Source organism: Pseudomonas sp. gcc21 (assembly GCF_012844345.1).
Classification (GTDB): domain Bacteria; phylum Pseudomonadota; class Gammaproteobacteria; order Pseudomonadales; family Pseudomonadaceae; genus Halopseudomonas.
Genome location: NZ_CP051625.1, coordinates 3,560,080 through 3,585,336, shown reverse-complemented (window position 1 = coordinate 3,585,336; position 25,257 = coordinate 3,560,080). Strand labels below are relative to the sequence as shown.

Annotated in this window: 25 protein-coding genes; 13 read left to right on the top strand and 12 right to left on the bottom strand. The window is 57.4% G+C overall.

What is annotated here, in order from left to right; translation table 11 throughout:
- Positions 1-280: 280 nt before the first annotated feature.
- Positions 281-1,813: an Hsp70 family protein gene (locus HG264_RS16610; protein WP_169408638.1), complete on the top strand. Its 1,533-nt coding sequence runs from the start codon at positions 281-283 to the stop codon at positions 1,811-1,813.
- A gap of 120 nt (positions 1,814-1,933) precedes the next feature.
- Here HG264_RS16610 and HG264_RS16605 read toward each other — a convergent pair whose 3' ends face one another.
- The 3 genes from HG264_RS16605 to HG264_RS16595 all read right to left on the bottom strand — a co-directional run bounded on the left by HG264_RS16605 (position 1,934) and on the right by HG264_RS16595 (position 3,856).
- Positions 1,934-2,386 carry a hypothetical protein gene (locus tag HG264_RS16605; protein ID WP_169408637.1) on the bottom strand — a complete coding sequence of 151 codons (453 nt, stop codon included), beginning with the start codon at positions 2,384-2,386 and terminating at the stop codon, positions 1,934-1,936.
- Positions 2,376-3,290: a PAAR domain-containing protein gene (locus HG264_RS16600; RefSeq protein ID WP_169408636.1), complete on the bottom strand. Its 915-nt coding sequence runs from the start codon at positions 3,288-3,290 to the stop codon at positions 2,376-2,378. Before HG264_RS16600 ends, HG264_RS16605 begins: the two co-directional genes overlap by 11 nt.
- Positions 3,291-3,451: 161 nt before the next feature.
- Positions 3,452-3,856 (bottom strand): hypothetical protein, encoded by a 405-nt coding sequence (locus HG264_RS16595; RefSeq protein ID WP_169408635.1) that lies wholly within the window; start codon positions 3,854-3,856, stop codon positions 3,452-3,454.
- 360 nt (positions 3,857-4,216) lie between these two features.
- Here HG264_RS16595 and HG264_RS16590 point away from each other — a divergent pair, with 360 nt between their 5' ends.
- Positions 4,217-4,819 carry a lecithin retinol acyltransferase family protein gene (locus HG264_RS16590; protein WP_169408634.1) on the top strand — a complete coding sequence of 201 codons (603 nt, stop codon included), beginning with the start codon at positions 4,217-4,219 and terminating at the stop codon, positions 4,817-4,819.
- A gap of 845 nt (positions 4,820-5,664) precedes the next feature.
- Here HG264_RS16590 and HG264_RS16580 read toward each other — a convergent pair.
- Together HG264_RS16580 and HG264_RS16575 are read right to left on the bottom strand one after the other, a co-directional pair.
- Complete coding sequence (locus HG264_RS16580; RefSeq protein ID WP_169408633.1) at positions 5,665-6,315, bottom strand: hypothetical protein; 651 nt, start codon at positions 6,313-6,315, stop codon at positions 5,665-5,667.
- Positions 6,316-6,380: 65 nt separating this feature from the next.
- The gene (locus HG264_RS16575; RefSeq protein ID WP_169408632.1) at positions 6,381-7,682 is read right to left on the bottom strand and encodes a hypothetical protein; all 1,302 of its coding nucleotides are present in this window, start codon (positions 7,680-7,682) and stop codon (positions 6,381-6,383) included.
- A gap of 631 nt (positions 7,683-8,313) precedes the next feature.
- Between HG264_RS16575 and HG264_RS16570 the strand changes: the two genes are divergently transcribed.
- From HG264_RS16570 to HG264_RS16530, 9 genes are read left to right on the top strand one after another with little or no spacing between them, the layout of a single operon-like run.
- Positions 8,314-11,178: a valine--tRNA ligase gene (locus tag HG264_RS16570; RefSeq protein WP_169408631.1), complete on the top strand. Its 2,865-nt coding sequence runs from the start codon at positions 8,314-8,316 to the stop codon at positions 11,176-11,178.
- A 56-nt stretch (positions 11,179-11,234) separates the two neighbouring features.
- On the top strand, positions 11,235-12,209 hold the full coding sequence (locus HG264_RS16565; protein ID WP_169408630.1) for an ABC transporter substrate-binding protein: 975 nt from the start codon (positions 11,235-11,237) through the stop codon (positions 12,207-12,209).
- A gap of 59 nt (positions 12,210-12,268) precedes the next feature.
- Entirely contained in the window at positions 12,269-13,159 is an 891-nt protein-coding gene (locus tag HG264_RS16560) for an ABC transporter permease (protein WP_169408629.1), read from the top strand.
- Positions 13,159-13,953, top strand: a complete 795-nt coding sequence (locus HG264_RS16555) for an ABC transporter ATP-binding protein (RefSeq protein WP_169408628.1) — start codon at positions 13,159-13,161, stop codon at positions 13,951-13,953. The genes HG264_RS16560 and HG264_RS16555 overlap by 1 nt, the downstream gene beginning before the upstream one ends.
- A gap of 10 nt (positions 13,954-13,963) precedes the next feature.
- Positions 13,964-14,869, top strand: coding sequence for an ABC transporter ATP-binding protein (locus tag HG264_RS16550; protein ID WP_169408627.1), 906 nt, complete (start codon positions 13,964-13,966; stop codon positions 14,867-14,869).
- Positions 14,866-16,029, top strand: coding sequence for an ABC transporter permease (locus HG264_RS16545; protein ID WP_169408626.1), 1,164 nt, complete (start codon positions 14,866-14,868; stop codon positions 16,027-16,029). Before HG264_RS16550 ends, HG264_RS16545 begins: the two co-directional genes overlap by 4 nt.
- On the top strand, positions 16,022-16,288 hold the full coding sequence (locus HG264_RS16540; protein WP_169408625.1) for a phosphopantetheine-binding protein: 267 nt from the start codon (positions 16,022-16,024) through the stop codon (positions 16,286-16,288). The genes HG264_RS16545 and HG264_RS16540 overlap by 8 nt, the downstream gene beginning before the upstream one ends.
- Entirely contained in the window at positions 16,288-17,472 is a 1,185-nt protein-coding gene (locus tag HG264_RS16535) for a beta-ketoacyl synthase N-terminal-like domain-containing protein (protein ID WP_169408624.1), read from the top strand. The genes HG264_RS16540 and HG264_RS16535 overlap by 1 nt, the downstream gene beginning before the upstream one ends.
- On the top strand, positions 17,460-18,326 hold the full coding sequence (locus tag HG264_RS16530; protein ID WP_169408623.1) for a beta-ketoacyl synthase N-terminal-like domain-containing protein: 867 nt from the start codon (positions 17,460-17,462) through the stop codon (positions 18,324-18,326). The genes HG264_RS16535 and HG264_RS16530 overlap by 13 nt, the downstream gene beginning before the upstream one ends.
- Here HG264_RS16530 and HG264_RS16525 read toward each other — a convergent pair.
- The 4 genes from HG264_RS16525 to HG264_RS16510 all read right to left on the bottom strand — a co-directional run bounded on the left by HG264_RS16525 (position 18,310) and on the right by HG264_RS16510 (position 21,886).
- Positions 18,310-19,302: a BtrH N-terminal domain-containing protein gene (locus HG264_RS16525; protein WP_169408622.1), complete on the bottom strand. Its 993-nt coding sequence runs from the start codon at positions 19,300-19,302 to the stop codon at positions 18,310-18,312. The genes HG264_RS16530 and HG264_RS16525 overlap by 17 nt on opposite strands.
- Positions 19,299-19,706 (bottom strand): hypothetical protein, encoded by a 408-nt coding sequence (locus HG264_RS16520; RefSeq protein ID WP_169408621.1) that lies wholly within the window; start codon positions 19,704-19,706, stop codon positions 19,299-19,301. The genes HG264_RS16525 and HG264_RS16520 overlap by 4 nt, the downstream gene beginning before the upstream one ends.
- Before the next feature lie 4 nt (positions 19,707-19,710).
- The gene (locus tag HG264_RS16515; RefSeq protein WP_169408620.1) at positions 19,711-20,859 is read right to left on the bottom strand and encodes a beta-ketoacyl-ACP synthase III; all 1,149 of its coding nucleotides are present in this window, start codon (positions 20,857-20,859) and stop codon (positions 19,711-19,713) included.
- A gap of 79 nt (positions 20,860-20,938) precedes the next feature.
- Positions 20,939-21,886 carry a dialkylrecorsinol condensing enzyme gene (locus HG264_RS16510; RefSeq protein ID WP_256663710.1) on the bottom strand — a complete coding sequence of 316 codons (948 nt, stop codon included), beginning with the start codon at positions 21,884-21,886 and terminating at the stop codon, positions 20,939-20,941.
- 105 nt (positions 21,887-21,991) lie between these two features.
- Between HG264_RS16510 and HG264_RS16505 the strand changes: the two genes are divergently transcribed.
- Positions 21,992-22,456 carry a DUF2141 domain-containing protein gene (locus HG264_RS16505; protein WP_169408619.1) on the top strand — a complete coding sequence of 155 codons (465 nt, stop codon included), beginning with the start codon at positions 21,992-21,994 and terminating at the stop codon, positions 22,454-22,456.
- Here HG264_RS16505 and HG264_RS16500 read toward each other — a convergent pair.
- Positions 22,453-22,761, bottom strand: coding sequence for a hypothetical protein (locus tag HG264_RS16500; RefSeq protein ID WP_169408618.1), 309 nt, complete (start codon positions 22,759-22,761; stop codon positions 22,453-22,455). The two genes, HG264_RS16505 and HG264_RS16500, sit on opposite strands and share 4 nt — an antisense overlap.
- Positions 22,762-22,806: 45 nt before the next feature.
- On the opposite strand from HG264_RS16500, the gene HG264_RS16495 reads away from it, so the two are divergent.
- Complete coding sequence (locus tag HG264_RS16495; protein WP_169408617.1) at positions 22,807-23,274, top strand: hydroxymyristoyl-ACP dehydratase; 468 nt, start codon at positions 22,807-22,809, stop codon at positions 23,272-23,274.
- A 9-nt stretch (positions 23,275-23,283) separates the two neighbouring features.
- On the opposite strand, the gene HG264_RS16490 is transcribed toward HG264_RS16495, so the two are convergent.
- Both HG264_RS16490 and HG264_RS16485 read right to left on the bottom strand, forming a co-directional pair.
- Positions 23,284-23,853, bottom strand: a complete 570-nt coding sequence (locus HG264_RS16490) for an isoprenylcysteine carboxylmethyltransferase family protein (protein WP_169408616.1) — start codon at positions 23,851-23,853, stop codon at positions 23,284-23,286.
- Positions 23,854-23,994: 141 nt separating this feature from the next.
- A complete protein-coding gene (locus HG264_RS16485; protein ID WP_169408615.1) occupies positions 23,995-25,062 on the bottom strand; it encodes a methyltransferase in 1,068 nt (355 codons plus the stop codon).
- Between the last annotated feature and the right edge of the window lie 195 nt (positions 25,063-25,257).

Below are 25,257 nucleotides of genomic sequence, written 5' to 3'. Positions count from 1 at the left end.
CTCAGGAATTTGGGGTCAGATGAAGATTTCTCGATTAATGTTCATCTGAGCCCAATTTCGAAGACCCCACTTTCGAATGTAAGCAAAAAGCCCGCAATAGACCAACCGCAGAAATCACAGGACGTGTCTTGCGCGGCCACGGGCCTCACGTGGTTGCGTCGGTATGTAACGCTGGTTTCTGACTGGCTTTTCCTACCGCCCGATGGCATAAACTTTTTTCCGCACCGAACCATCCGTTCGGGCCGCGGTCACCGAACACCAGTACTGATGGGATGCGTAGATGCGAATTGGAATTGACTTTGGAACAAGCTATACGGCTGCAGCCGCTGTCGTAGAGGGCGCTATCGAGCACATTAGCTTCCATGGCGACAGCCAATTCCGCACGGTGGTGTTCATTCCCGAAACGCCTGTCGACATGAGCCAGTTCGATGAATCAGTCTACGAGCTGGAGGTCGCGAACATCGTCAGGAGTGAGAAGAGTAGCTATCGCGCCAGGTTGAAAGAATACGAGCAAAGGGCGAGCCAGATTCGAGTGACCTATCGAAAGCAGGCGCGCGACGGTGATATCTCAGACGAAGCCGCACGCCGACAGACCGAAGTGGCGCTTTCAGCATTGAACCAGCCGGTGCTCCAGTCAGATGAAGCACTGAAAACCGCTGCGGTTGCAGCGATCCGCCGTCAGTGGGTCCAGGACCAAATCACAGCAGGCCGCGAGCGCTCGATAACAGTGGACGAATCGGCAGTATTCGGCGAAGCGGCTATAGAGGAATTCTTTGCATACGAAGCCGGCCGATTGATCCAGTCTCCGAAATCTCTTCTCGGGTACAAGTTGGGCGAGCCGCAACGCATTGCAATCGTACGTATCGTGGCGAATGTATTGCGCCACGTCCGCCAGGCAGCAAGCTCTCAACTAGGAGTCGAGGTGACTGAAGCTACGATCGGTCGCCCCGTCACGTTTCGAAGCTCAATGGGCGACGCCGGAAGCAAACAAGCCATTGCTTTGCTGCGCGAAGCGGCGACGCAAGCCGGCTTTGACGCGGTAGAGTTTCTAGCCGAGCCGGCAGCGGCGGCGATCAATTATCACGCCCAGTCAGCTGCTGCGCATGAGGTTGTCGTTGTAGATGTCGGGGGCGGTACCACCGACATCGCACTTGGCGTCATCGGCGGCGTCGCCAACGAGCCGCAAATCGAAGCGACCTGGGGAATGGGCAAAGGAGGCACCGATGTTGACCTGGGACTCTCCCTGATGGCCGTGATGCCGAAATTCGGCAAGGACAATTGCCGCCTACTGGCCCCTGTCTATGTCAACGCCGCCATGGTCAGCGATCTGAATCGGCAGCTGGATTTTCGCAAGACGCGACTGGACGGTGTACCAGAACCGTTTACGAGCCGCCTGCGTACCTTGCAGCGTAATGGCGTGGCCATTCGGCTTAACCAGGATGTCGAGCGACTCAAGATCGCACTGAGCACAGAAACCAAGGCGGCGGTGACGCTCGACTATATCGAGCCTGACCTGCGGGCTACTGCAGACCGTTCGCACCTCGAACAAGGGTACGAAGCCTTCCAACGTTCATTCTCTGACCTGTTGCGTCAAGTAAGCCAAGAGACCGCCGGCCGAACCCCCGCAGTATTTCTCACCGGGGGCATGTCTCGCGCACCCTACATCGCTGAAGCAGTGCGCGAGCACTTCCCTGATAGCAAATTGGTCCATGGCGACGCATCCCTGGGTGTCGTGGGCGGCTTGGCCTTACACGCCGCCATGCAGCGCTCACTGGTGAACCGGCCCTCCTCCGAGCTAGCTTCGACGCAATGAGCAAAACGATTCGGGCAGGTTTCGTGGGAAAGAAAGGAGGAATAAATCGGGTTCAGATGACGGCTTCTGATTAACGTTCATCTGACCCCAATTTTGACCCGATTTTGCCCCGATTCTCCATTAATAACCGTCGTCCTTCCACTGCTCCCCCCTCACGTCGATTGTTTTCGGGGAGGGAGTGACCTGCTCGTCAGTGATCATGTAGCCCGGCATTTCGGATATGGAGGGGGCTAGCACTCGCTCGATAAGTTCAACGGTCTGGGTTCGCTTCTGTTCACAGCCTTCACGATACTGTAAATACCATTCGTTCCTTTGCGCGTATGGAAACGAAAAATCAGGAATGTTTGTTGTGACGTTAGGATCCTTTTTCGTCCAGTCAATACGGAGTGCATCAGCCATTTCGGATATGACTTCTTCGATTTCTGTTGAGCTTCGGTCGCCCCAGTCAAACACCACTTTCTGTATACAGTCCTGTCTTGAATAGAGCGGCTCATCGGCGGCGTCAGAAAAGAAAAATAGACCCGTAGCAAGAAGCGCGAGCAGTATCACAGTAACGGCGGCCTTACCGACCATAGATATCTATCCTGTAGCCCGCAGAGTTTTGATGAATCTGTTCCTGCGGCGGTATCTTGATGAACCAACGAAAACCGTTGGCATTTACGTAGGGAGCCTGAAACTCAAGATTCATCCCGGTTCCAAAGCCTGCAGTAAAGCTACGCCGCATATTGCCGTCGTCTGCCAGCTGGTAGATACCATCGAAGCGGCCCATAGGCGGCACAACGACATTCAACGCATCAGCGGTACTTGCCAGTTCCCCGGACTCATCCAAGGGATGCGGCTTCACATCGACATAGAACCCTTCCAGTCCCAGCGTAATGCTATGTGCCTGCAGTTTTATGTCCTGTCCGGCGTCTAAAGCGATGCTTTTTTCAACACGCCCACCTCCCGCGTCAATAGACCCTATCAGCTTCCAACGCTCCTCTTCGCTGGCGCTCTCTACGCTCTCATTCTCATTCTGGTAATCCTCAGCGAATGCCTGATCAGACAACTTCTCGCTGCTCTGCTGCACCAGAGTCCTAGTGTTTTCTATTGATTGGGGTGGCGGTGTCAGCGATGTCTTCGTATCCCTAGGAGCAATGCTGGAATGACCACGGTGCTGAGCATGGTCGAGATATGCAGCAACTTGATTAGAGGCTGAACCGTTGTCGATACTGATCGACCCAGGCGCCACCAGTACGTTAGCACCGGGCGAGCAACCACAAGCCACATAATCACCCGCTCTGGCGGCCGGACCTGCTGGCAGGTCCACGGTGCGGGGACCGACTGCGACGATGGGGCCGATGCCTTTTTTGCAGGCCGGACAGGTGGCTTTATGGCCGACGGAGCTGGCGACCAGCCCATCAAACATGACACCACCGTTGCCTTCGATAACGGCGCCTCCGGTAGAGGTTTTCGAGCCTATCCCTATGCTGTGCATCTATGCCAACGCTCCTTGTTGTTTCAATCCGACCAGTGCCGAACGAGGCATCCTAGCCAATTGCGCGCCACGCGACTGATACCTGCGTAACAAACTGGGTCAGATGAAGGTTTATCTGAATTAATGTTCACCTGTCCCCAACTTCTCTTTTTCCGCATTGTTCATAGTTCAACTGTGCGAAGGACGATAAATCTCGCCAAATAAAAAGCAGTAATCGTTGCGACCACACTGATAACTACGAAAACGGGGAACATCGGAGGAATGATCGCCTGCGATACGAAAAAAGCGGCTTTAATCGAGCCCCAATAATGCGCTATTTCGGCCATTAGCAATGCTACCGATGACAGCTTAATGGATCTAGAAACGTCGAAATTACGAACAATAAAAAGAAGTAAGAGTGAAGCCAAGCCGAAGCAATAAAAAGGGACCAGGAAATTGATTGCCAACTCTGCAACAAACTGCCAGTCAGAACTAATATTGGTATTGGCCATCCCCCACAATACCACCGGAATAGCTGCTTTCTCGATCAGCCCATGAATCCATGAAAGCACGACACCCAGAGCCATTGCGGGTCCATACACAGTAAGCGGCCTGGAAGAGTGTAAAAGACTCATGGTTTCCCTTGTCCCTACGGCAACCGGACCAGATAAGCGGAAGATCACGGTCAGGTCTTGCTTTTTCTGCCGTCTTAATCAGCAGGTGATAATGATTGCCCATTGAGCAATAATGCATGGTGCAACCGGTTATGCTACCGACTCGATTATACTCATCTGACCCCAATTAATTTCAATTAATTTGAACGAGGCATCCTAGCCAGTTACGCGCCGCGCGACTGATACTTGCGTAACAAATTGGGCCAGATGAACGTTTATCTGAATTAATGTTCATCTGACCCCAATTTCTCGTTGGTAGGAAAAGGAACGAGGTTGCCTATAAATACAGCGCCGGGCAACCGCCCATGCGGGGGTGGGCAAAAAGCAAGACTTGACCCGGTTTCCTCAAGACTCTTTGCGAATTCACTCACTAGTGATATTGTTTTGACGCCAACTTTGCGAGCCCTGAAGATGCTTAAGAGCCTTCGTTCGACCCTGCTTGAAGTCATCGCCGCGCCGATCACGCGGATTACCGACGCAATCGATCCTCTGACAAATACCTCCATTTCGAATCGGCTCAAGCGAGACGTGTTCGAGGAATCGTACGTTCGATCGCTTGATAAAATCAGCCAGAACAAGAACTTGTATCCGGGCAATGTTATGCGCGTATCGCGGCGAGGCTATTGGCACTACGGTGTTTATGTCGGCAACGATGAGGTAGTACATTTCACGTCGAAAGAGAGCGACACCTCCGACGACAATTCGATTATGAAAACTCCCATGGAGGGCTTCCTTAAAGGCGAAAAGCTATTCGACATCCTCGGTTTTCCTGATACCGTCGAAAACACAAAAGTCCTCTCGAAAGAAGATACGCGGGACAGAGCATTGTCCCAAATCGGAAAGGCGAGCTACTGCCTAAAGCGGAACAACTGCTAGCACTTTGCACTCTGGTGCAAAACCGGACGCAAATTGTCTTGCCAGACGTTGATGGTCGATGACGGCTCGATTATTGGACATGCTGTGCAAGGAATCGCCACCATAGCTTTAAGCAAGACGCCCGACCATCTCTATCTTTACGACATCAGCGTCTCGCGCCGGCTATTCGGCAGTGACTATGTACCTCGCTGATATTGCTAACTCTCGCCAACCCCTCTCGGGGGTCTTGTTTTTGCTTTTGAGTGAAAAGACCTACAAACAAGACTTGAACTGGCCCGTTTTAGGGGGAATTGGGGTCAGATGAAGGTTTCCGATTAATGTTCATCTGACCCCAATTTCTCCCCTGCGGGCTACTGCAGACCGTTCGCACCTCGAACAAGGGTACGAAGCCTTCCAGCGTTCATTCTCTGACCTGTTGCGTCAAGTAAGCCAAGAGACCGCCGGCCGAACCCCCGTAGTATTTCTCACCGGGGGCATGTCTCGCGCACCCTACATCGCTGAAGCAGTGCGCGAGCACTTCCCTGATAGCAAATTGGTCCATGGCGACGCATCCCTGGGTGTCGTGGGCGGCTTGGCCTTACACGCCGCCATGCAGCGCTCACTGGTGAACCGGCCTTCCTCCGAGCTAGCTTCGACGTGACCAATTGGGGTCAGATGAACATTAATCAGAAACCTTCATCTGACCCCAATTTCTTCTTAGCATTTAGACCCAAAGGATTAGCATGGTTTTTAGATTCATTATCCTTCATAACTGTTCCTTTGGAAGTTGATGTGCTGAAATTTTAGGGATACTCAAAACGTATAACGCTTGTGTAAATTGCGCATTGAAGCGAAGCGTAAATGCGTCAATTTGACACACTTGTTAGCATTTTTGCCATTCGCTCTAGCTCGCTCGCAACATCGTTAAACCCGAAGTAATTTGTCGGATGCTCATACATCATGTCGTGATGTCTCTCTAAAGGTTCGTAATCGGGAAGTCGAGACCTAAGCTCATCTCGCAGCATGATGGCATCGACGCGAAAACGACGATCATATTCTGCGTTCCGTTCATTTGAGAGTCGCATGGTTTCGTTTGTGTGTCGCTCCCAAGCTGCATTACGTTCTTCTTCGGTTTGAGCTGAGCGCATAGCGGAACGCTCAATAGCACTCATACGGTCATCCTCGCGTTTATGCCTCTCAATAAACTCCCGTAGGTTTTTCACAACCTCCAATGTTCTTTCCTTCAAGGCTACGGCATCTGAGTCGACGACCTGCTGTACTTTCTCATCGTACTTGAGGGCTCGATCTTTATATGACTCGGCCTGCTCCGACTTTAGATGCAGGCGGTCTTTTAGAGCCTCATTCGATACTTTTGTCTGATCGATTACGGCTGTAAACCTCCATTTTGCAGCCAGGTACGCCAAGCCAAACATGATTGCTGCAAGAATAAGAAAAGCAAATGGTGCCTGTGAGACTACCGACCATTCCTTTGCTATGTATTCGAATAGCTTATCCACGATGCTTCCTGATTAATGCTAACGCAGAGTTCAGCCGCGGCGAAGCCGTCGGCTGCAACTAATGGTTAGATTTCTTCAATAGGATTAGGAATATCTTCAAGGATCTCTTCGCGATCACAGTGTCTCAGGAAGAAGTAAAGGGAGGAGTCAATTATTTTAAGAACTTTGCCGCCGCGATCGTAATCCACGAATGGTGGTTGAATCCGCTTCGCTATCTGATGCTGAGTTAAGTTATGCAGAAATTGCCCCAGATCACTCGACCTAACATCTTCAGGTCGATGGTGGATTTTTCTGATCTCATCGAGCAGGCGCCCCCGCGTTAGCCCTTTTTGAATGTCTTCGAAATCCTGAGTTAGGAGCAACCTTACAAAATAGTATGGGTACGCCAGCGATGGCTTCCCGCTCTGGGCGCTCTTCCGAACTCTAACATCCACAAAAGACTCGAAGTTACGGACATGGCGAACACCGTATTCATTGGCTTTGTCTTTCTTCGCTTTGTCCAGATTCGCCTTGGTTATTGCCACTTTGCTTGCCGACGTCTCTTTCACACCCGCATCAAGGCAGCAAAGCTTGCACAACTCTTGAACGACGCCAACGCTGTCGAATGACTCGGCAACCAACTCTTCTCTAACCTCTGAGAAGTCTACATTAAGCAGAGCCTCCCCTTTCTCGAGAACCGAGAAGAAGTCTGCTTTATCCCAAGGCTCAACGGGCACCTCTGTCACCCGATCTAGCAGGTCACCATTGAACTGAACGAGCCTATTGGCCTCACGCCATATACCAAGAACAATAAACACAAAATGATGGTCTTGAAAAATTCGAAGATCGTATGCAAGCGCCTCTTGCACTTCGTGAGGCAGGTAATGAAAGTTCTCTAAAACAACGAACTTACTAAAGCTATGCGTCTGTAAAAGTTCTGAAACGTCCTGTGCCAAGGCGAGATTGTATTCAATGTGAGTCTGCGTGCGGGAAGTGCCATCCTTCGCTCTGTCGGATAGCTCGGCTTTGACGTCACCGCTCCCGAAGAAAGGAACTTTTACCTTAAAGCCGCCGCCAACCTTGCCTCCATGCTCGTAGCTTGCTTCGACACTTTCAGATTCGAGAAACGTGACGCCAAGCTGACGAAGAACGGATTTGTAGATGTCAATCGTGGTGGTTTGCGGAGAGCACTCGACCTTGATGTAATCCTCCGGCCTGAGGTGCTTAAGGATTAGAGAAGTTTTACCCTGCTTGGACGAGCCGTACACAATTACTTCGTTTCCGCTGCTAAGCGCTTCCCGGAAACGTTCATCGACAGTCTCACGCTCAACATAGGATTTTATAAGGGTACTCTTTACGCCAAAAACATCGATAGTCTTATGTGTCACACGCTATTCTCCCAAAATTTAACAGTGATTATATGGAATTCCCGCTATGGAATATTCGTTACTTCCCGATAACAACCCAACCTGACCTATCCGTCAAAGCTTAAACCTTCTCCAGACCCAAAACTTAACGGTGGCGCTCCAAACAGACACAAAATCGCTTGAATTCCGCATTTGTCGATTCCAGACCCACTGTCTCCCCCACGCCCCACCAGCCACGCTACCGCCCGACTCTCATGTGGCAGGCAAGCCGGTACGCATTCAATTCGGATATGGAAGGATGGCCGTCCTTGCCCCTCGGGCGGGAACTGCTGCAATCCATCGCTGAACCCGCAACATAGCCCAGGCAGATGGCACTTGGCTATAAGCCAAAAGCCGCAGGGCTGATACAACGGCCATGTGGCGCGCCACCAAACCAGAAGACAAGCCGAACACCAAGCGACTAATGATGCCTCCCCCGCCCCACCTCGTTATAATGCGCGTTTGCGAAAATGCACCAATGCGCCAACCGCCCATGGCATCCGCTGGTTTCTGCGCTTGCGCCCGTCCGTTCACAGGGCGACCTGCAGGCTATGCGTGGCATGCTGTGGTACCGCGTTAAAGTCGCCAGCCATCACCGGACAGCCAAACACCCATGGAAAAAACCTACCAGCCGCACGCCATCGAATCTTCCTGGTACCAGACCTGGGAGCAGAATAATTACTTTGCTCCGCAGGGCTCCGGCGAGTCGTACACCATCGCGCTGCCGCCGCCGAACGTGACCGGCAGCCTGCACATGGGCCACGGGTTCAACAACGCGATCATGGATGCGCTGATCCGCTTCCGCCGGATGCAGGGCCGCAACACGCTGTGGCAGCCTGGTACCGATCACGCCGGTATCGCGACGCAGATGGTGGTTGAGCGCCAGCTTGCTGCGCAGGGTCAGTCCCGTCATGACCTGGGCCGCGACAAGTTTCTGGAAAAGGTCTGGGAATGGAAGGCAGAGTCCGGCGGCAACATTACCCGCCAGATTCGCCGGCTGGGCAGTTCGGTGGACTGGAGCCGTGAACGCTTCACCATGGATGAAGGCATGTCCGAGGCGGTTCAGGAAGCCTTTGTGCGTTTGCATGAAGACGGCCTGATCTACCGCGGCAAGCGTCTGGTGAACTGGGACCCGAAACTGCACACCGCGATTTCCGATCTTGAAGTGGAGAACCACGACGAGACCGGTTCGCTGTGGAATCTGCGTTATCCCCTGGCCGATGGGGCGACCACTGCTGATGGCAAGAACTATCTTATCGTTGCCACCACGCGTCCGGAAACCATGCTGGGTGATACAGCCGTCGCGGTGAACCCTGAAGACGAGCGTTATCAGGCGCTGATCGGCAAGTTCGTCGAGCTGCCGCTGGTTGGCCGGCGCATTCCGATTGTCGGCGATGATTATTGCGACCCTGAGTTCGGTACCGGTTGCGTGAAGATCACCCCGGCGCATGACTTCAATGACTATGAAGTCGGCAAACGCCACAAGATGCCGCTGATCAACATTCTGGACAAGGACGCGGCGGTACTGGCCCGCGCCCAGGTGTTCAATATCGATGGCAGCGTCAATGATGAAGTGGATGCCACCCTGCCCGCCGCCTATGCCGGACTGGATCGCTTCGAGGCGCGCAAGCGTATCGTCGAGGACTTCGACGCCGCCGGCCTGCTGGAGAAGATCGAGCCGCACGCACTCAAGGTGCCCAAGGGCGACCGCTCCGGCGTGGTGATCGAGCCCTGGCTGACCGATCAGTGGTATGTGTCCACCAAGCCGCTGGCCGAGCCTGCGATCGCCGCCGTGGAAGATGGCCGCATCCAGTTCGTGCCCAAGCAGTACGAGAACATGTATTTCAGCTGGATGCGCGACATTCAGGATTGGTGTATTTCCCGCCAGCTGTGGTGGGGTCACCGCATTCCGGCCTGGTATGACGAAGCCGGCAATGTGTATGTGGGCCGCAACGAGGCCGAAGTGCGCGCCAAGCACAACCTCGGCGACGCCACGCTGCGCCAGGATGAGGACGTACTGGATACCTGGTTCAGTTCCGGCCTGTGGACCTTCTCAACCCTCGGCTGGCCCGAGCAGACCCAGGCGCTGAAGACCTTCCACCCCACCGATGTGCTGGTGACGGGTTTTGACATCATCTTCTTCTGGGTTGCGCGGATGATCATGCTGACCATGCATCTGATGAAGCATGAGGACGGCAGCGCGCAGGTGCCGTTCAAGACTGTCTATGTGCACGGTCTGGTGCGCGATGGTCAGGGTCAGAAGATGTCCAAGTCCAAGGGCAACGTGCTGGACCCACTGGATATCGTGGACGGCATCGACCTGGAGTCGCTGGTGGCCAAGCGCACCAGTGGCATGATGCAGCCCAAGCTGGCAGCCAAGATCGAGAAGCAGACCCGCGCCGAATTCCCCGAGGGCATCGCGCCCTACGGTACTGACGCGCTGCGTTTTACCAACCTGTCACTCGCTTCGACTGGCCGCGACATCAAGTTCGACATGGGCCGCGTTGAGGGCTATCGCAACTTCTGCAACAAGATCTGGAACGCCGCGCGTTACGTGATGATGCAGTGTGAGGAAAACGACACGGGGGTTGATGGGGAGCCGGTTGAACTGACGCTGGCTGACCGGTGGATTATCTCCCAGCTGCAGCGCACCGAGGCGGAAGTAACCCGCCAGTTGGATCAGTTCCGTTTCGACATGGCCGCCCAGGCGATTTATGAGTTCATATGGAACCAGTACTGCGACTGGTATCTGGAGCTGTCCAAGCCGGTATTGTGGGACGAGAACGCACCGGCCGAGCGCCAGCGCGGTACGCGCCGCACCCTGGTGCGCGTACTGGAAACCGCGCTGCGTCTGGCCCACCCCTTCATGCCCTTTATCACTGAAGAAATCTGGCAGCGTATCGCGCCGCTGGCGGGCCGCATCAAGGCCGCAGAGTCGGGCCAGACCATCATGCTGCAGCCCTGGCCGCAGAGCGATGACAGCCGCGTCGATACCGTCGCCGAAAGCGATATTGAATGGCTCAAGGGTCTGATCATTGGCGTGCGGAACATCCGCGCGGAAATGAACATCGGCCCGGGCAAGCCGCTTGAGCTGCTGCTGCGCAAGGCCAACAGCGAAGATCAGCGTCGCCTGAACGAGAACGAAGCCTTCCTGAAGAAGCTGGCGAAGCTCTCTTCTATTACTGTGCTTGGCGAATCTGACGAGGCACCCTTGTCGGCTACTGCGCTGGTTGGCGAGCTGGAAGTGCTGGTGCCCATGGCCGGGCTGATCGACAAGACCGCCGAACTGGCGCGTCTGGACAAGGAAATCGGCAAACTCGAAGGCGAGGTCAAGCGCATTGGTGGCAAACTGTCCAATGCTGGCTTTGTCGACAAGGCGCCGCCTGCAGTTATCGACAAGGAGCGCGCCAAGCTGGCCGAGGCGGAAAAAGCGCTGGCCCAGCTGAGCGAGCAGCGCGCGCATATTGCCGCGCTGTAAACCGAGACAACGGAACAATAACCAACTGGCCTGTGCCTGCGTATAAGGAAATTAAAATGAAGTCACCCATCAGTAAATGGCTGTCCCTCGGAGCTCTGGCTGTGGCCCTGGCTACCCCGTTCTCCAGCGTCGCCGCCGAGACCAAATCGGTCGCGGCTACTGCCATCGTGGAGCACCCGGCGCTGGACTCGGTACGTGACGGCGTTCGCGCCGCCCTTGAGGAGGCCGGCTATACCGTGGGCGACAACCTCAAGTGGCAATACCAGACAGCCCAGGGCAACACCGCCACGGCAGGTCAGATCGCGCGCAAGTTTGTCGGTGACAAGCCCGACGTAATCGTCGCGATCGCCACACCCTCCGCGCAGTCCGTCGTAGCCAGCACCAAATCCGTACCCGTAGTGTTTGCTGCGGTGACCGACCCGGTTGCTGCCCAGCTGGTACGTAATTGGGAAGCCTCCGGCAGCAACGTCACCGGCGTATCCGACGAGCTGGAACTGGACCGTCAGATGGAGCTGATCAAGCGCGTGCTGCCAGAAGCCAAGCGCGTGGGTATGGTCTACAACCCCGGCGAAGCCAACTCCGTGGTCGTGGTCGAGCGCCTGCGCGAGCTGCTGCCGACCCTGGGCATGACCCTGGTTGAAGCGGCCGCTCCGCGTACCGTGGATGTCGGCTCCGCAGCCCGCAGCCTGGTCGGCAAGGTCGACGTGATCTATACCAGCACCGACAACAACGTGGTGTCGGCGTATGAGTCGCTGGTCAAGGTGGGCATGGATACCAAGACCCCGCTGATCGCCTCCGATACGGACAGCGTCAAGCGCGGCGCCATTGCCGCCATGGGCATCGATTACTACCAGCACGGTGTGCAGGCCGGCAAGCTGGCAGTGCGTGTGCTGGAAGGTGAAGCCCCAGGCACCATCGCACCGGAAAAAAGCGGTGAGCTGAGCCTGTATATCAACCGCTCCGCCGCCAAGGCTCAGGGTGTGACCCTGTCCCAGGAGCTGGTGGACTCGGCCGCCGAGATCATCGACTGATCTGTTTTGCGCCGGTGCACACGCGCCGGCGCAGCCGCTCACCAAAGGCTTAACATCCCATGTCATTGTTTTCCCTGTTTGGCGCCCTTGAAGTCGGCCTGATCTTCAGTCTGGTGGCGCTGGGTGTGTTCATATCGTTTCGTCTGCTGCGCTTCCCCGATCTGACCGTGGACGGCAGCTTCCCTCTGGGCGGCGCGGTCTGCGCGGTACTGATCGCCAGCGGTATGGACCCCTTCCTGGCCACGATCATTGCGACCCTGGCTGGCGCGCTGGCCGGTATGATCACTGCGGTGCTCAACGTGCACCTGAAGATCATGGATCTGCTGGCCAGTATCCTGATGATGATTGCGCTGTATTCCATCAACCTGCGCATCATGGGTCGCCCGAATATTCCGCTGATCATGGAGCCCACCATGTTCAGCATCCTGCAGCCCGAATGGCTGACTGATTATGTTGCGCGGCCGCTGATCCTGCTGGTCATTGTCATCCTGGCCAAGCTGCTGCTGGACGCTTATTTCGCCACCCGCCAAGGCCTGGCCATCCGCGCGACCGGCTCCAACCCGCGCATGAGTCGCGCCCAGGGCGTGAATACCGGCGCCATGGTGATTCTTGGCATGGCTATCTCCAATGCGCTGGTCGGCCTGGCCGGCGCACTCTTCGTGCAGACCCAGGGCGGCGCGGATATCTCCATGGGTATCGGCACCATCGTGATTGGTCTGGCGGCGGTCATCATCGGTGAGAGCATCATTCCCGCACGGCGCATCTTCTATCTGACGCTGGCGGTGGTGATCGGCGCGGTGATCTACCGCTTCTTCATCGCGCTGGCCCTGAACAGTGATTTCATTGGTCTGCAGGCTCAGGACCTGAACCTGATTACCGCAGTGCTGGTGGTGATCGCGCTGGTCATTCCGCTGATCAAGCAACGTCTGACCCGCAGGAGATATAACTGATGCTCAGCGCACAGAACCTGAAGATCACCTTCAACCACGGCACGCCCATCGAGACCAAGGCGCTGCAGGGGTTGTCGCTGGAGATTCCTACCGGGCAGTTTGTGACCGTGATCGGCACCAACGGTGCGGGCAAGTCGACCTTCCTCAATGCAGTGTCCGGCGACCTGCCGGTGGACAGCGGCACGATCCTGATCGATGGGGACGACGTGACCCGTCTGCCGGTCTGGAGCCGCGCCGACCGCGTGGCCCGGGTTTTCCAGGATCCCATGGCGGGCACCTGTGAAGACCTGACCATTGAGGAAAACCTCGCCCTCGCTCAACAGCGTGGCGGCCGCCGCGGTCTGCGCCGGGCGGTGCAAAAGGAAATGCGTGACGAATTCCGTGGACGCCTCTCCACTCTGGGGCTGGGTCTGGAAAATCGCCTGACCGACCGTATCGGTCTGCTCTCCGGTGGTCAGCGTCAGGCCGTCAGCCTGCTGATGGCGGCGATACAGCCATCGCGCATTCTGCTGCTGGACGAACACACCGCAGCCCTCGATCCGCGTACCGCTGACTTCGTTCTGCAATTGACCGCGCGCATCGTAGAGGAAAAAAAGCTCACCACCATGATGGTCACCCACAGCATGCGTCAGGCACTGGATGTGGGCGACCGCACGGTAATGCTGCACCAGGGCCAGGTGGTTCTGGATGTGGCCGGTGTCGAGCGCAAGGGTCTGGATGTGCCTGACTTGCTGCAGATGTTCGAGAAGGTGCGCGGAGAGAAGCTCTCGGACGACGCGTTGTTGTTGAGTTGAGTCGATAACCTTGCTGCACATTGACCAGCTGACCTTTGGTTACCGCCAGCAGCCTGCTCTACTGGCTGACGTCAGTCTGCGGCTTGACGAAGGCGACATGCTTGGGCTGCTGGGCCCCAACGGCGCTGGCAAGACCACCCTCGTGTCGCTGATCACCGGTCTGTTGAAACCGGCGCAGGGCAGCATCCTGCTCAATGAAACCCCGGTACGCCTGGGTGATCGCCGCATCGCGCTGGTCCCTCAGGAATATGCCTTCTATCCACGCCTGAGCGGTCGGGAAAACCTGAACTACTTTGCCGGCGTGCAGGGCTTGACCGGCAGAGCGGCGAAACAGGCGGTTGATCATGTATTGGCGCAATGTGCGCTGGCCTCCGAACAGCACCAGCGTGCCGCCCAATACTCCGGCGGGCTCAAACGCCGGCTGAATTTCGCCATTGCCCTGCTGGCCCGTCCGCAATTGCTGATTCTGGACGAGCCTACCGCCAACGTGGACCCACAGACGCGCAAGCTGCTGCTGGACACTGTCCGCGAGCTGAATCATGAGGGCGTGGGCATCATCTATACCTCGCACCTGCTGAGCGAAGTCGAGCACCTGTGCAACAAGGTTGCCGTGCTGCATGAAGGCAGGCTGGTACTGCACGGCGATATGGACTCGCTGCTCGAAGATGCCCAGCAACAGGTGTCGCTCAAGCTGTACAAAGTGCCGCCGGTACAACTGGCCAGGCGCTTCAACGCCTGCCAGCTGGCCAATCACTGGTGGCGTTTCGAACTGCCACCGGGCACGAGCGTCGCTGCCTTGCTCGGCATGCTCGAAGAGGCCGGCCTGCAGTACACCCATATCCGCTATGGCACCCAGGCGCTTGAGGACATCTATCTGGCGCTGACCAGCACGCCTAAAACGAGCGCCGCGTCATGACCGCCTTCGCCGCTTCGCTACGCAAGGAGCTGCGGTTACTGCTGCGTGACTGGCATGCGCTGTTGCTGCTGTTTCTGATGCCCGGTGCTTTCGTAGTCATCATGTCACTGGCGCTGGCCGACTATTTTGGTGACAGTCAACCGCTGCAGTTCAAGGGCTATCTGGTCACGCCCGAGACGCCTTCCGAAGCCAGCGAAGACTTCCTCGCTACCCTGCGCGCAACCGCACTTTTCGACCTGCAACCCGGCACTGCCGAGTCGCCGTTGAAGCTCAGCGGGCGCAGTTTTGTGCTGATCGTGGCTGATGATTTTGAGTCCCGCTTGGATACGCCCGGCGCCAGTGGCCTGAGCCTGGGCTTTGCCGCCGATCTGGGGATGCGCGAGCGCGAGCTGATTCGCGCTGCCACACATCAGGCATTTGCCGAGTACTACACGCGCCTGATTGCGTACGAGCTGGGTTACGACGACGCTTATGCCCGCGAGGAGCTGCTGCGCAAGGACTTCATCAGCGAACTGCCCGGCACTTCGACCAGCAGCCCCAACGCTGTGCAGCAGAACGTCTCTGGCTGGCTGATTTTCGCCATGTTCATGATCGCCATTCCGTTGTCCACGACCGTTATTCAGGATCGTAGCGAACGCACCCTGATGCGCCTGCAGACGCTTGGCGCTTCACTGCCGACCATCTATCTGGCAAAGCTGTTGCCCTATGGCATCGTCAATCTGCTGCAACTGGCGCTGATGCTGGCTCTGGGCGCATGGCTGTTGCCGCTGCTGGGCTCACGCGGGCTGTCGCTGCAGGTCAGCCTGCCCGCCTTGCTGTTGATAGGCGTCGCCACCAGCTTTGTCGCCCTGTCGGTCGCCAGTCTGGTCGCCGCCACCGCACGTACGGTGGAGCAGGCCACGGTTATCAGCGGCGGCGTGAATATTCTGCTGGCCGCCCTCAGCGGCATCATGATCCCGACCTTTCTGATGCCATCGGCAATGCAGGATATTGCCGCGTTATCGCCGATGAATTGGGCACTGGAAGGCTTTCTTGAGGTGCTGGTCAGACAGGGCACGCCGGGGGATATCATCGGCTACTGTTTTCGTTTATGTATGTTTGGCGTCCTTATGGGAACGCTGGCAACACTTTTGCTGAGGAGAAGCAATCATCATGGATGAGTCAAACACCGAGCTGAAACGGGCTCTGAAAGCATTGATTATCGAAGAGTGCGACAAGCCTGAGTTCAGCCCGGAAGACATCACGGATGACGAGCGCCTGCTCGGCGGCAAGCTGGATCTGGACTCACTCGACGTGCTGCAGATTTGCATGGCGATCAAGGCCCAGTATGGCGTGCGCATCGAAGGCTCCACCGATGCGCGCAAGGCCATGGCGTCGATCAATACGTTGGCGAAGACCATCCAGGACCGCCGCGGCTGATGCACGCTTGCCTCACAGCATTCGACGCTTATTGCGCGCTGGGTCGCGGTGTCGAGACCTGTGTCGATCAGCTACTGGCTGGCGGCGTGGCGGTCGGTCAGCGCCAATTTGATCAGCTCAACGAGCCCCTGACGCTACCCTACTTCGCCATCCCTCAAGCCGATGCCAGCGAGTCGGACAGCGAGCCGGACGTTTACCGCAGCCTGCATGAGATTGCTGCCGGTGTGCTGGCCAAGGGCGGGCTGGACGCGCCGGCCAGGCAGCGCACCGCGATACTGTTGGGTTCCTCGTCCTTTGACGTACACGTCTCCGAACAGCTCTATCAGAACGACTTGCTGCAACGCGGCGACGCTGCGGTGCCCATGGCGGTTATCGGCTACGGCAGACTGGTCGAGAACCTGGGCAATGAGCTGGGCTTGGGTGCATACCGCTTCAGCTACAGCACTGCCTGCACGTCAAGCGCCAACGCCCTGCTTTATGGCCAGCGGCTGATCAGTGCCGGGCTGGTTGATCACGCGCTGGTTATCGGGCTGGAATGGAGAAATCTCACCAGCATCCTGGGCTTTGCCGGACTGGGGCTGCTCAGCCCTTCAGAGCGTATGCGCCCGTTCGAGCGGGACCGCGACGGCCTGCTGCTCGGTGAGGCGATTGGTTGTGTGCTGCTCAGCCATCCGCAACAGGCTGCGACAAACGCGCCGCGGCTGATTGGTGGCGCCATTGCCACCGATAACCACAGCCTGACCGCTGCCAATGTCGACGGCATGGAACTGGCCAAGGTCATCCGGCAGGCATTGCAGGACAGCGGCATAGACAGCGCACAGATCAAGGGCATCAAGGCACATGCCACCGCTTCATTGAAGAATGACGAAGCCGAAGCCAGCGCTATACGACAGGTGCTGGGCGCTAGCCCGCCACCCCTGTTTGCGCTGAAGCCTTTCTGTGGCCACACCCTGGGCGCCAGCGGGGCACTGGAGCTGGCATTGATGCTGGGCTGCCTGTCACGCGGCGTGCTGCCCGGCAACCGGAGCGTGGAGTGCGATGACTCGCTCGGCATCAGCCTGCTCGAGAGAACCACCACAGCCGAGAGCGGCTATTACCTGCTCAACAGTTTCGCCTTCGGCGGCAACAATAATGTGCTGGTGATTCACTACCCCGGCAACGAGGCGGCAACATGCGCATCCTGATCAGCAGCCACTACAGTCTGCTACACAGCATTGATGCAGCTGACCCACAGCTGGTGGATCTGACTGCGCTGATCGCACGCTGGCATCCGGAACGCATCCGCCGCATCGACCGCTATATCCAGCTCTGCCTGGCGGGTGGACTGAACTGTGTGGCCGGTCGCCAATTGCCTGCCGATACCGGCGTGTACCTGAGCACCAACTCCGGCGCGATCAGCACACCCTCCGCCACCATGCGGCATATCCAGCAGCAGGGTGAGCTGCCCAAGCCCCTGCACTTCGTTAATACCCTTTCGAACTCCGCCGGCTATTACCTGACCCGCCTGCTGCAGCTCAATGGCAATGCGGTGATGGTCTCGGACTCGGACACCTCCTTTGAGGCGGCCCTGCTGCATGCCGGTATGGACTTGCTGGCTGGGCGTGTGAGCACGGCGCTGGTCGGCGCGTTCGATGATATCGCCATGCCCATAGCGCAGCAGCTGGAGCGGATGCATGCGCCCGCCGATACCGCGAGTGTGTACGAGGGAAGCCATTGGTTATTGCTCGAGCTGGCACATGACAGCGCGGCGCAGACCCAAATGGAGCTGCCCTGCTATCTGAATGGCGCGGGGCAACTGGCTGCGTGGCTGGAGCAAAACGATGGGCTGCCTATTCAGCTTGGTTTCAGCCCGGATTCAGGGGAGCAGGAGCTGCTGGCGAACAGGCGTTGGCAGGCATTTCCCGCACAGGCTTTGCCCCACGGGGTATTTTCAGGCGCGGCACTGACCGCACTGGTGGCCGACAACCAGTCAGCCATTCACCTGGGCAAAAAAGCCAGCGGTCAGTACTGTGCAGTCGTGATTAGCGCGGCGCCTTGACCCAGCGTTTCAGGTCCTGCCAGACGGCAGCTTCCTGCTCGGCACAGTCGCGTAACTTGTCAGCAAGCAGCTGGCGTCCGCCCTGCTGACCGCTCTTGCACTGTTTGGCCACCAGTAACGCAAACTCTCGCCAGGTGTCGCCCACCGCTGTCATCATCTCTGATGCATCGGCCAGCCTCTGGTCACCCAGTTTGGTCGCGGCTTCCTGCAGGAACGAGGCATAGATAAACCGGAATCCAGCGCCGCCAGTTCCGATCTCTTCCTGCATGCGCACGATATGCCCGAGAAACAGCCGCTGCTCCTGCTCGGTGCCCTTCAGCCGCTCGATCTTGCCCGCCAGATAGCGGATGCCGCGTATGCCGATTACCGGCAAGGGCGCACCGGTCATGACCTTGACGTTCTTGCCGATTGCATCGCGGATCAGCCGGGGATAATCCAGCTGCTGCGGCACGGATGTGATGCTGTACATCATCCCGTTGGGCGCCAGCGGGCCGCGCACAAAGCGCGCCTTGTTCAGATCGCGCAGGCCAATCCGGGTGGGTTCTTCAAATATCGGGTCGCTGACCAGGTACTGGTTATCTTCCTTGCCATATACCAGCAAATTATGCGCGTTGAAGTGGAAGCGCATCTCTTCAGGAAAATACGGCAGGTAATACACCGACGTCTGCAATCCCACCGGGGTGTCGGCCGCCAGCATATCGTCCAGCGCATGGGTCGCCTGCAGCGGGTCCTTGAATGTGTGGAAACCTACCTGCACGCCCAGCCGTTTGCAGAGATTCCGGATGATGAAGCGTGGCGGCAGGCGATAGGCAATCAGCGGCTGGCCGCCCAGCTTGACGATCGGGACGTAGGCAAACGCCAGTGCATTGGCCAGACCAAACGCCATCGGCTCGGAGATCGGCAAACCGTGATGGGTCAAAAGTGCCGAGATGGCGCCGCTTTCGCAGTGAGCCGACTGGGTGTGCTGAAAATTCATGGGCGCGGTTCCGGCAGGGCTTTGAGTTCGCTGATCGTCTTATCCATGGCCTTCGCATAGCGCGACAGCACCGATTGGCTCAAACCGGCAAAAACCTTCGGCTTGAAATGGCGCCTGATTCGCCAGCGCCACAGCCCGGTCAGCTGGGCAAGTAATGGCAGGTCCATGCGACAGTCATACATGTGGAAATACAGCGGCGATTTCCGGCCGGCTTGTACCTCTGCCCGGGCCTGGTCAGCAAGGGCTCTATAAAGCGCGACAGCATCCAGCGTTGCATTCGCCTCGGCTTCCCAGCCGGAGGACTGCACACCTGTGTAAGCACCGGACGGATCCTTGGCGTACAGCAGTTTCTTGTGCCCGGCATAGGTGCTGGACTGGTCCTGCGGCACCTCATCAATGCGCATGGTGTTAAACGACCGTCAGCAACATATAGGAAACCGAGAAACGCCCGCTTTCAGGGATGTAACACAGAATCTTCTCGCCGGGCTGCAGGCGGCCGCTTTTGAACAGCTCATCGATCATGATGTAGATGGACGCGGCGCCGGTATTACCCTTCGCCGACAGATTGGTGAACCAGCGAGACTGGTCGATCCTAAAGTCGACTGCCCTCATCGCCTCATCCAACCGGCCACGAAAATAATGCGACGAATAATGCGGCACGAAATGATCTATCTGCCCCGCTTCAAGCGCGTGTTTTTTCTGCAGCACAGGCAAGGTACGGGTAACGGTGTAGAAGGTGATGTTTTCGTTGAGCTGCTTTACGTCCTGCTTGATGGCCAGAAAGCTCTCGCCATTGCAGACAGTCCGGTCCACCGCCTGCCAGCCGGTGAGCGAGCCATCCGCTTCCTTGCGGGCACCGGCATACATGCAGGTGCTTTCTTCGTTGGCGTAGGACAGGTTGTCTATCCAGTCGATTCGCAGCGCCAGCCCCTCAGGCTGTTCCGACTGCATCAGCACTGCGCCAGCGCCGTCTGACAGCATCCAGCGCAGGAAATCCTTCTCGAAGGCGATTTCGGGATTGGTTTCCAGCGCAGCGATCTTGTGCTCCAGCTCGGGCTCGAAGTTCTCCGCCTTCATCGCATAGGAAGGCGCTTCGGAAGCGGCCGCCACAGCCGTAGAATGCTGCCCGGCGGCAACGTTGAGCCAGGCGTATTTCATGGCTGTCATGCCACTGACACACACCCCTGAGACACTGGCGATCTCACAGGGAGGCGAGCCCAGCTCGCCATGCACCATGGACGCATGGCCCGGCATGATCTGGTCGGGATAACTGCTTGCCGCCGCCAGGCATTGCATATCGGCAGAGGTAATCGTTTCGTCGAACAAACCGCGCACGGCCTCGGCACACAGCTGCGCGTTGCTGTAATTGTGTTTGCCGGTCAACGGATCGATGGCGTAGTAACGGGTCTTGATCTGGTTGTTGCGCAGAATCAGTCGGCGCGACCGTGATGGACGACTGCCGACCTGTCCGAGAATCTGCTCCATGTCGTCGTTATCGACTGGCGCATTGGGCAGGAAACTGGCCGTACGGGTGATATAAACGGACTGTGCTGGCATTGTTTCTATAACATCCTGATTTTATTAGAGAATCCGTGAACACTGCTGCGCTCGAACACGCCGCGTTGTTCAGGGGCTCTTAGTCTCCAGCAGACTCGGCTGATCCGGCGTAATAGGCCTTTTGCCGGGCAATGCGCTTTTTCAATAAGGGCGAGAACAGCCACTTCAGCACTGCGGTTATCGGTACGACAGTCACGATCATCAACAGCAGAAACACGGTATACAGGGCAGCTAGGGGCGTGCGAATCATACTGTCCGGCCCGCCGCAGGCCAAAAACAATTTGCCCCATAGATAGAAACTGCGGGTGCCTATTTTCTCACTGAGGATTAGCTTGTCGTTAACCGGAGCGGCATCCAGCCCGTCCAGTACATCGCCTTCCAGCGGCATGGAACCGAGCAGTCGCTGGCGTAGCGTCTCGCCAAAACGCTGTGCGCCATCAACATCCTCCTGACTCACCCCCGCGCTGGGCACCAGCCCGAACCAGTGCGGCCCCTTGCGTCCGGTGAGTACCCATAGGGGTGTGGCAAAGAAGCTGGCAATACTGCCTGCGGCATCGACCAGCGCAATATTGCCAACCAATCTGGCGCCGCATCGCTGCAGATGCGCCTTCACTTTTTCCTGTGCCTGCAGCCACATGTTGCGGCAGGCAATCACGGTCACGACCGGGGTATCGGCCAGCAGTCTTGCTGCCGTATCCGATTGCAAGAAGGAAGAGATGGGAATGGACGGGGCCAGGTACCACACCTGATAAGCCAGGATCACCAGATCGTAGCCTGGCTGCAAATGCTCGGCCTGCACATCCAGCGGACAGGGGACCTGATGTGCGGACTCGGGAAAGGTGTTGATGAATTGCAGAAATGGCCAGGGAAAGGGATAGGCCTCGACGGGCCTGACGGGCAGGAAATCCACCAGCACAGCCTCATCATCGAGCAAGGGCGCGGCAACCGATTGCGCCACGCGATCCAGCTGGCCTGTCTGCGAATAATGGATCACCAGCACACGCTTTTTACTAATCGAATCCGGCAAAACTATCCTCTCCCTGGGTCGCGTCGGCCGATAAATAGCGGGGCAATGAGCCATGCTAGACTGCGCGAAATTCTAACATGACTTGAGTGAATCACCGGGAACTGCATGCGCGATCGAACAGCTTGGTTGAAAGCACTGCATATCTTCGTGACCGGCATCACTATCCTGTTGGTATGCGGTCCGTCCACTGCGAGCCCGTTTCAGCTGCTGGTCGCTGGCAATGACTCGCCGGGGCTGCCGCTTTACACCGCGGTTTATCCGGCCAGCGCTGAAGGCTGGGAGGGTGAACCCGCCCTGCTCCTGCGCACCCAGTTGCCTGAATCAACCACGGCAGAAATCGGGCTGAACATTCCGCCCGGCGATTATGCCATCCGCGCCTTCGTTGATCAGGATGGCAATGAAGCGCTCAACCTGAGTGGCAGAGGTCGTCCGACGGAACCCTATGCCAGCAGCCTGAGCCCTGACCGCAAACGGCGCAGCCAACGCTTCGAGCATGCCATCGTAAGGCTCTCCGCAGAGCAGCCAAGCGTCACTATTGAGCTCAACTATCCCCGCGAATCCAGAGACTAAACAGACGCCATCACAAACGAGGCGTCCAGGATCGGCACGGGCTCTGCCGCTTGATCCAGGCGCTGTATGCTCGCCTGCACACGCGGCCAGCGGCTGTCATCCACACTGATCTGTGCTGGCTGGTCAGGTAGCAGTGGCGCAAGAAACTTGACCTTCTTTACTTCTTCCACGCGGCAATCCGGGTAGCGGGCCAGTAATGTAGCGTGCACCTTGCCCAGTAGCCAGGCACCGGGCACCACTGGCATACCCGGAAAATGCCCCTGCACGCAGGGCGCATCAGCTGCGACGATAAACGACTCAGACATGGGCTATGATTGCTCCTTTCTCCACGACACCACCTGATTGATTCCATGCATACCCACCGCTCCCCTGCTCCCATGCCGCCAATTGCCGACCTCCTGCCCCATAACGCCCCGATGGTCCTGGTGGATTCCATCATTCGTTGGGATGAGCAGAGTATTCACTGCCAGAGCAGGAGTCATCTGCAGCGGGATAACCCGTTGCGCGATGCCGGCATGTTATCGGTATTTGCCGGCGTCGAGTATGCCGCTCAGGCCATGGCCGCCCATGCACGGCTGCTCCTGTCAGACACGACAGACGCACGGCCACGCAAGGGCTTTATCGCCGTAGCCTCAAAACTCGCTGCCCATGTCGATACGCTCGACAGTATTGCGGGCTCCCTGCATATCGAAGCAAGGATGCTCGCCCACAATGCCGACAGCTCGCTTTATGCCTTCACTCTGAGCACCGGCGACCAGACGCTGCTGACCGGGCAGCTGACCGCCGTCACCATCAGCGACGAGGGCGCGGATCTGTAGCCCTGCAGATCAGAACATGGGCAGAAACATGCCGCTGCGTTTTGAGTAATCTCGATAGCAGGGGCCGAAAAACGCGTGGTTTTCCTGCTCTTCCGCGCGTGCCGTGAGATACAGCGCAGCCGACACCACCAGCGCAATGACGATGGCGTCAGGCTCGGCCCGTTTCAGCACCAGCCCCCAGTTCAGCAGGAGCAGCGAGGTGTACATGGGGTGGCGGATATAAGCGAAAACGCCCTGGGTCACCAGCGTGCTGGTGTTTTCAAAAGCGAAATTCTCCTCCGCTTGCTGCCTGACACTCGCGCCGCCGTGACGACGCAAAGCGTGCACGCCACCTGCCACCAGACCCAGCGCCAGTAGCATCAGCAACAGGGATGCTATCTGCGCCATGGAGAACATCTCGTGATGCCAGAGCGGCAGCGCATTGAGGAACAGCCAGAGAATGCCTTCAAAGGCGAAAAACCGGTAGAACCCATGACACCGTGGATTCAGTAACTGTCGGCGGCACACCCAGGCCAGCGCAATACTGAGCAGTATAAAGAGCGGCAGAATGGCCGCTTGCAGGTGTAACTCTGCGGTCATGTCAATTGCCCCAAGATTTGAATATCAGCAGTGAACGAATACCACCCGCGACAATATCGCCGTTGATAAAGCCTGGTTTTTCGGTCATCCAGATGTGCCCTGTTCTTTGTAACAAACCCGAGCCTTGCATTGCGGGCCGCATCAGGCAGCCACCAGACGCAGCAGCGTATGCCCCAGACCTATCCCGTTCACCTGCTCGGCAACGCTGAAGCCAGCCTCTCTGACGATGTCCAGAAACTCATCGCTGCGGTAGAAGCGGCTGTTGCCGTTGGCCAGACAGGTGAAATACAGCGAGGTGGCGTTGAGGCTGTAGGCAGCGGCCTCGAAGTCCTGGCAGTCCCAGAACATTTCGAGAATGTAGACGCTGGCATCGGCTGGCATGGCGGTGCGCACGCGACGCAGAATGCCGAGAATTTCCATCGGCGAGAAGCAATCCAGGAACTGACTCATCCACCAGACATCGCCATGCGTGGGTAATGGTTGCCGCAGGTCGAGGATATCCAGCGGATGCCCGTGGATGCGGTCAGCATAGCCAGCTGCGTGGGCGTTATTCATCGCAAGGTCGATCTGACCCGGCAGGTCAACGATGGTCACCTGCACCTGCTCATCGTGAGCACAGCACTGCAGCGCCCATTTGCCGGTATTGCCACCAATATCGATCAGGTGCGCAGGCCGCTCACCCAGTACCTTTTTAAGCAACCTTGGAAAAGCCCGGTCACTGTAGAAATGATCAAAGTCGAGCCAGCTCTGGCGAATCTCTGCAGGCAGCCGCGAGAGACCTTCGTAGATGGTCGGCCAGTCACCCAGCTCCTTGAGCCCGGCGGGCGTGCCGCTGCGTATGGCTTCGCTCAGATGGGACATGGCGCGATAACACACGTCAGCGGTGAAACCCATGTTGGCGCGGGTCATGCCGTCGTGCAGCAGAAAATGCCCGAGCCGGGCCAGGTGATAGCGGCGTTCACTGTCCTGCGTCACGATCTGAGCACTCAGCCCCATATCGAGCAGCACCGCCACCCCGTATTCGGATACCCCGCAACGCGCCGCAATCGCCGCTGCGTCGAGGCCGTCGGAGGCGCCATCCAGTTCGGTGAGGATACCCAGTTCATCCAGGCTGCGGGCCGCCTGGAAAGCGATGGGAGCGAAAGCCAGCTTCTGTGCCTGCTCCTTGGCCTGTAGTGCGGTCAAAGTGTCCTTTTCGTACCAGCTCACCAGCTGTCTCCTTGCAAATCTGCGGGCGGGTAGCATAGCCGATACTGACGGCTATCGGGCCAGCTTAAAGTGATAACCGCATACCGGTACGCCTGAGACCTCCTGGCCGTGATCCTGTACTCTGAATCGCTCTTCATACTGGCTCGACGGAAGAACGTTTTGAACGCTCAGCTCACTGTCACCCTCGTTCTGCTG